We start from the raw sequence: 6,733 nt of genomic DNA, 5'->3' as shown, positions 1-6,733 counted from the left end.
GCTCGGGGACGGGGCGGGCCAGTTCGCGTGCGGTGACGGCGGACCRGCCGCGGGCGCGCGCGATCAGCGCGTCGCGGGCGTGCACGGAGCCGACCACCAGCGGGCCCGCGAACACCAGCAGGCGGCTGCGCCCGCGCTCCGCCGCGGTGGCGAGGATGGCGTCGACACCCGCCTCCGCCGGGACGGAGACGATCTGCGCCGCGGGTGTCTGGAGGTCACCGACCGGCTGGTACGGCTCGGTCAGGGAACTGGTGATCAGCTCCGAGTCGGCCTCGCTGATCAGGCCGAGGCGCCGGGACTCGGCGACCAGATGGGTGAGCTGCTCGCGGTTGTGCACCGAGGCCAGCTCGTCGCGCGGGGTCACCCGGCACAGCCTGACCAGCGCGTTGCTGACCTTGTTCAGGAGGCGGATCAGCGGACGCACGGCCCTGACCACGGCGCGGAAGGGCGGGGCGAGCAGCATCGCCGACCGCTCGGGGTGCGCGATGGCCCAGGACTTGGGCGCCATCTCGCCCACCACCATGTGCAGGAAGACCACGACGATCATCGCGAAGGCGAAGGACACGCCATAGCTCAGCCCGCTGGGCAGCCCCCAGCCGTGCAGCAGCGGGTCGAGCTCGTGCGAGATGGCGGGCTTGGAGATCGAACCGAGCCCCAGGGTGCAGATGGTGATGCCGAGCTGTGCGCCCGCGAGCATGAGCGAGAGCTCGCGCATGCCGGCGAGCGCCGCTCCGGCGCCGCGCCGCCCGTCGGCCGCCGCCTTCTCCACGCGGTGCCGTCGGGCGGCGACCAGCGCGAACTCGGCGGCCACGAAGAAGCCGCTGCCGATCAGCAGCACGACCGTGAGGAAGAGCGCCATCGGGAAACTCATGAGCGGGACTCCTCGTGCGGGCCTTCGGCGCCGTGCGGGCCTGGGGTGTGGTGGCGCCCTTCGGCGCCGTGCGGGCTCTCGGCGTCCGGCAGCCGCTCAAGGCGCACGCGCTCGGCGACATGGCGGTCCAGGGTGAGTACGTCGATGACGGCCTCGGCCCCGTCGGCGAGGCGGACGGCGACGCGGTCGCCCACGGCGGGGAAGCGGCCGAGCCGGTCGACGATCAGGCCGGAGACCGTGTCGTAGTCCTCGCCCTCGGGCAGGTCGATGCCGGTGGCCTCGCCGACCTCGTCCAGGCGCCGGCCGGCGTCCACCAGCCACCCCCGGCCGTCGGGCACGGCCAGGTCCACGACGGTGTCGCTCTCGTCGGCGATGTCGCCGACCAGTTCCTCGGCGATGTCCTCGTACGTGACGACACCCGCGACGCCGCCGTGCTCGTCGAGTACGACGGCGAACTCGTCGTCGCGCTCACGCATCCGGGCCACCGCGTCCGGCAGCTTCAGGGTGTCGGGCAGCAGCAGCGGGCGCCGCGCCAGGGTCTCGGCCGTCGCGTCGCCCAGTTCCCGCGCGGACAGCCGCATCAGCTCGCGGACGCCGAGGACGCCGCCGATGTCGTCGGGGTGGTCGCCGAGGACGGGGTAGTTGGAGTGGCCGTGCTTGGCGATCAGCTCGACGGCCTCGGCGGCGCTCGCCTCGCGCCGTACGAAGACGGCGTCGGCACGCGGCACCATGACCTCGTCGAGCGTGCGCTCGGAGAACTCCAGGGCGTGGTCGAGCAGGGCGGCGGTGTCCCTGGGCAGCTCGCCCTGCTCGTGCGACTCGCCGATGAGGTGACCCAGCTCCTCCAGAGTGGCGCCGTGGTGCAGCTCCTCGACCGGCTCGATCCCCACCCGCAGCAGCAGCCGGTTGGCGGCGCTGTCGAAGACCCGCACCAGGGGCCCGACGACCTTCAGATACGCGAGGGTCGACGCGGCGAGCGACTTGGCGAGGCGCTCGGGCACGGCGAGCGCGAGGTTCTTCGGGGCCAGCTCACCGAGGACCATCTGCACGACCGTGGCCAGCACGAAGGCCAGCACGACCGAGATGCCGCCGACGGCGCCCTCCGGGACACCGATGCCGGTCAGCGCGGGCCTGAGCAGCGCGGACACCGACGGTTCGGCGATGAAGCCGACGACAAGGCCGGTCACGGTGATGCCGAGCTGCGCGCCCGACAGCATGAACGAAAGCCGCTCCAGGACCTTCAGGGCGCGGGCGGCGCGCTTGTCCCCGGCCTCGGCCTCGCGGGCCAGGGCGAGGCGGTCAGCGGAGACGTACGCGAATTCCTGGGCGACGAAATAGCCGGTGCCCGCGGTCAGGACGAAGACGGCCAGCAGGCCGAGTGCGGCGCTCATCGGCGCGTGGTGGGGGCCGGGCCCCGGGGGTCCGTCGGTCTGGCGGACAAAGTGCTGCTCCTCATGTGGTGCGTTCTATGACAACGGTCGTGGTCGGTGCCAGGTTCCCTGATTCACTCTCCGACGCCCTCGCGCGGCCTGCCACTCCGTGCGGGGGCGGCGCCGCGGGGGTCACCGGTCGGCCATGTGCGGACACCGCGTCCCGCCGGGCGGGAAGGCCGTCTCCGTCTCGTCCTCCATGGCGGCGAAGAAGCGCCGCCCCTCCGCCGACTGCCGTGAGGTGGTCCAGGTGTAGCCCTCGGCCGGGGCGAGCGCCGCGTGCAGCGCGTGGCGGCCGAGGCCCCGGCCCTGCCAGTGCGTGGCGACGGAGACGCTGTCGATGTACCCGGACCTGCACGGGTGACAGAGCCGGAAGACGAGGCTGCCGACGGGGCGGCCGCAGGGGTCGTACATGGTGAGGGTCCGGCGGCCGCCGGGCAGCGCCTCCGCGGCCTGGGTGAAGCGGACCTCGGGACCCCTGGCCGGTCCGCTCACTCGGCGCTTCCGTTCCGTACCCGGCCCTTGGCGAGGGTGGTCGCGTCCCGGGTGAAGGCCCACTTCAGCTCGGGCTCCATCGCGAAGCGGAAGGCGCGCTGGACCGGGGGAGTGCAGAGCAGGGTGATCACGGTCCCGGCGGCCAGCGTCACGGTGATCCCGCCCAGCGGACCGTGCAGCCAGTCGGCCTCGTACCAGCCCCAGAAGCGGGAGCCCTTGGCCAGGAAGCCGTGCAGCAGATAGCCGTAGAGCGTCCCCGCGCCGAGGGCCGTGAACCAGAGCTTCCGGCCCGGCACCCAGGCGAGGAAACAGGCGACCAGGACCAGGGAGCAGCCGAACATCGCGAGCGTCATGACGCCGCCCGCCCAGCCGGGCGCGGCCAGCTCCTGCGCGCTGTCGCGGCGGTAGAACCAGGCCGCGTTCATCCGGGGCGCCGCCCAGTGGGCGAAGGCCAGTGCCGCGGCCAGGACCGGCAGGGCGAGCAGCCGGACCTCCCCGCGGCGCACGAGCTGGAAGTGCTCGGGCTTGAGGACCAGGCCGAGGACGAAGAACGGCAGGAACTGAAGGACCCGCTGGAGGTCGAGGTCGTCGCCGATGTCGGGGGACACCGAGGCGAGGACCGCGATGGCGAGCGCCAGGGGGAGCGGCCACCGGACGACCTTCCACAGCGGGGTCGTCAGCCGCCAGATGAACAGCGCGGCCAGGAACCAGGTCAGATACCAGGGGTCCAGCAGGCTGATCGGGTACGTCGGGTCGTCACCGGCCCACCTCTTGAAGTACGTGTACGCGACCTCGAAGATCACGTACGGCACGGCGACCCCGGTGACCAGGCGCTTGAGGCGCTTCGGGCTGGCATCGAAGCTGCGCGAGAAGTATCCGGAGATCACGATGAACGCCGGCATGTGGAAGGTGTAGACGGTGATGTAGAGCGCGGCGGCGGCCCTGCTGTCGCCGCGCAGGGGCTCCCAGGCGTGGCCCATGGCGACCAGCAGGACGGCGAGGTACTTGGCGTTGTCGAAGAACGCGTCGCGCCGCTCGGCGGGCCGTTCGGCGGCCCGGCCGCCCGCCTCGGTGCCGCCGCCCGGAGCGGCCGGGGTCCCGGCCTCCGTCACGGGGGCGGCGGCCACTCGCGGGGGCGGCAGCGGCGCGGCGCGGCGGCCGGTCGACTGTGTCGCGTCACTCAAGATGCCTCCCGCAGTGAACCCGGACCGGCGCAAGCGCGTCTTACTCCGAATGCGGATGCCGCGCCGTCGCCGTGCGTTCCGGCACCCTAGCCACACTTCTACAGATGCGTAAAACCTCACTGGTGGTGCGCCTGGGCAGGACGGTGCGCCCCGCGCCCGGGGCGGCACGGGGCACCCGTCAGGTGGAACGGCGCCGTCGCGCGGCGCCCACCGGCCCGAGCGGCGGGGTCACGCGGCGGCCGGTGCCGGTCCCACCAGCTCTGAGAGGACGTCCTCCATCGTGACGAAGCCGAGCACCGTGCCGCTCTCGCCGGTGACCGCGGCCAGGTGGCTGTCCATGGCCCGCAGCGCGGTCAGTGTGTCGTCCAGCGGGGTGTCGATGCTGACCCGGGTGACGGCGTGCAGCGCCGAGCGCGGGAACGGCGCGTCCCGGTCGGCGACCCCGAGGGTGTCCTTGATGTGCAGATAGCCGAGGAGCGTGCCCTCGGGTCCGGTCACCGGGAACCGCGAGAAGCCCGCCCCGGCCGCCACCTGCTCCAGGCCCGCCGGGGTCACGGCGTGTCCGACGGTGCGCATCCGGGCGGCGGGGACCAGGATCTCGCCGACCGGCCGGGTCCCCAGCTCCAGGGCGTCGCGCAGCCGCTCACCGTCGGCGGCCGAGAGCAGTCCCGCCTCGCTGGAGTCGAGCACCATACGGGCGAGCTGGTCGTCGGTGAAGACGGACTCCACCTCGTCCTTCGGCTCCACCCGCAACAGCCTCAGCAGCGCGTTGGCGAAGGCGTTGATGCCGAAGACGAGCGGCCGGAGGGCGCGGGTGAGGGCCACAAGCGGCGGGCCGAGCAGCAGCGCGGTCCGCACCGGCGCGGCGAGCGCGACGTTCTTCGGGATCATCTCGCCGATCAGCATGTGCAGATACGTGGCCACGGTCAGGGCGATGACGAACGCGACCGGGTGGACGAGCCCGTGCGGCACGTGCGCGGCCTCGAAGGCGGGTTCGAGGAGATGGGCGATGGCGGGCTCCGCGACGGCGCCGAGCACCAGCGAGGAGACGGTGATGCCGAGCTGCGCCGTGGCCATCATCGCGGAGATGTGCTCGATGCCCCAGAGCGTGGTGCGGGCGCGCCGGTCGCCCGCGGTGGCACGTGGCTCGATCTGGCTCCGGCGCACGGAGATCAGGGCGAACTCCGCTCCCACGAAGAAGGCGTTGGTCAGCAGGGTCAGCGCTCCGACGAGGAGCTGCACGGTGGTCATCGGGAGCCCTCCGGCAACGGGTCGGCGGCCACGGCGGGTTCGGCGATGCGCACCCGGCTCGCGCGGTGGTGCTCGACCGCGAGGACCTCGATGCGCCAGCCGTCGTCCAGGCTGACGGTGTCGCCCGGCGCGGGGATGCGGGCCAGCCTGGTGGCGAGCAGCCCGGCGACCGTTTCGTACGGACCGTAGGGGGCCCGCAGGCCTATGCCGTCCAGTTGGTCGATGCGGACGCCGCCGTCCGCCTCCCAGGTGGCGCGCCCCTGCCGGGGCACGGCGGCGAGCAGCAGACCGGGCGCCGTCACCGGGTCGTGCTCGTCGCGGACCTCGCCGACGACCTCCTCGACGATGTCCTCCACCGTCGCTACTCCGGCGGTGCCGCCGTACTCATCGATGATCACCGCCATGGTCCGGGTGGCGCGCAGCCGCTGCAGAAGCCGGTCCGCGGTGAGGCTGTCGGGAACCAGGAGGGGCTCGGTGGCCAGTTCCGTGACCGGTGTCCCGGCCCGCTTCTCGGGGTCGAGGGCGAGGACGTCGCGGATGTGGACGGTCCCGATGACCTCGTCCAGCGTGTCGCGGTAGACGGGGAAGCGGGACAGGCCGGTGGCGTGGGTGAGGTTGGCCGCGTCGGCGGCCGTGGCGTGCATCTCCAGGGCGCGGACGTCCACCCGTGGCGTCATCACGTTCTCCGCGGTGAGCTCGCTCAAGTGCAGCGTGCGCACGAACAGTTCGGCGGAGTCCGGCTCAAGGGCGCCCTCGGCGGCGGACCGTCTGGCCAGCGCGACGAGTTCCTCGGGGCCGCGCGCGGAGGCCAGCTCCTCGGCGGGCTCAAGGCCGAAGCGGCGCACGGCGCGGTTCGCGGTGTCGTTCAGATGCCGGATGAAGGGCGCGAAGGCGGCGGTGAACCCGCGCTGCGGCCCGGCCACCACCTTCGCCACGGCCAGCGGGCGCGAGATCGCCCAGTTCTTCGGGACCAGCTCACCGACGACCATCAAGACCACGGTGGACAGCACCACGCCGAGGACGCTCGCCAGCGAGGAGGCGGCACCGCCGAGCCCGCTCGCCGCCAGCGGCCCGCGCAGCAGCGCCGCCAGCGACGGCTCGGCGAGCATGCCGATGACCAGGGAGGTGACGGTGATGCCGAGCTGCGCGCCGGAGAGCTGGAACGTCAGACGCCGGACGGCACGCAGCGCGCCCCCGGCACCCCGCTCCCCGGCCTCGGCGGCCCGCTCGAGCGCGCCGCGCTCGACCGTGGTCAAAGAGAACTCCGCGGCCACGAACAGGGCGCAGGCCAGGGTGAGGAGCAGGGCGACGAACAGCAGCAGAAGTTCGGTCATCGTGCCACCCCCGCTCCCGCACGCACGGATCGGTGACAGGGGACGGCACGGCTGGTACTGGGAGGCTCACCCATTGCGGGTCGTATTCCTTCTGGGTCGGTCGGGCTTGGTCGGTCGGGCTCGGTCGGTGGGTCGGGCTCGGTCGGTCCGGAGCGGTCGGTCCGGGGC

Annotated in this window: 6 protein-coding genes; all 6 read right to left on the bottom strand. The window is 73.1% G+C overall.

What is annotated here, in order from left to right:
• The coding region (locus AB8Z36_RS25680; RefSeq protein WP_369215750.1) for a hemolysin family protein at positions 1-871 on the bottom strand (871 nt) is incomplete at its 3' end.
• Positions 868-2,262 (bottom strand): hemolysin family protein, encoded by a 1,395-nt coding sequence (locus AB8Z36_RS25675; protein WP_369215749.1) that lies wholly within the window; start codon positions 2,260-2,262, stop codon positions 868-870. The genes AB8Z36_RS25675 and AB8Z36_RS25680, both read right to left, overlap by 4 nt.
• 171 nt (positions 2,263-2,433) lie before the next feature.
• Positions 2,434-2,796 carry a GNAT family N-acetyltransferase gene (locus AB8Z36_RS25670; protein ID WP_369215748.1) on the bottom strand — a complete coding sequence of 121 codons (363 nt, stop codon included), beginning with the start codon at positions 2,794-2,796 and terminating at the stop codon, positions 2,434-2,436.
• Positions 2,793-3,980 (bottom strand): acyltransferase family protein, encoded by a 1,188-nt coding sequence (locus tag AB8Z36_RS25665; protein WP_369215747.1) that lies wholly within the window; start codon positions 3,978-3,980, stop codon positions 2,793-2,795. The genes AB8Z36_RS25670 and AB8Z36_RS25665 overlap by 4 nt, the downstream gene beginning before the upstream one ends.
• A 228-nt stretch (positions 3,981-4,208) precedes the next feature.
• Positions 4,209-5,231 (bottom strand): hemolysin family protein, encoded by a 1,023-nt coding sequence (locus tag AB8Z36_RS25660; RefSeq protein WP_369215746.1) that lies wholly within the window; start codon positions 5,229-5,231, stop codon positions 4,209-4,211.
• Complete coding sequence (locus AB8Z36_RS25655) at positions 5,228-6,565, bottom strand: hemolysin family protein (RefSeq protein WP_369215745.1); 1,338 nt, start codon at positions 6,563-6,565, stop codon at positions 5,228-5,230. Before AB8Z36_RS25655 ends, AB8Z36_RS25660 begins: the two co-directional genes overlap by 4 nt.
• Between the last annotated feature and the right edge of the window lie 168 nt (positions 6,566-6,733).

It is taken from the genome of Streptomyces flavofungini, assembly GCF_041028215.1.
Classification (GTDB): domain Bacteria; phylum Actinomycetota; class Actinomycetes; order Streptomycetales; family Streptomycetaceae; genus Streptomyces; species Streptomyces flavofungini_B.
This window is presented reverse-complemented; position numbering and strand designations above follow the sequence as displayed.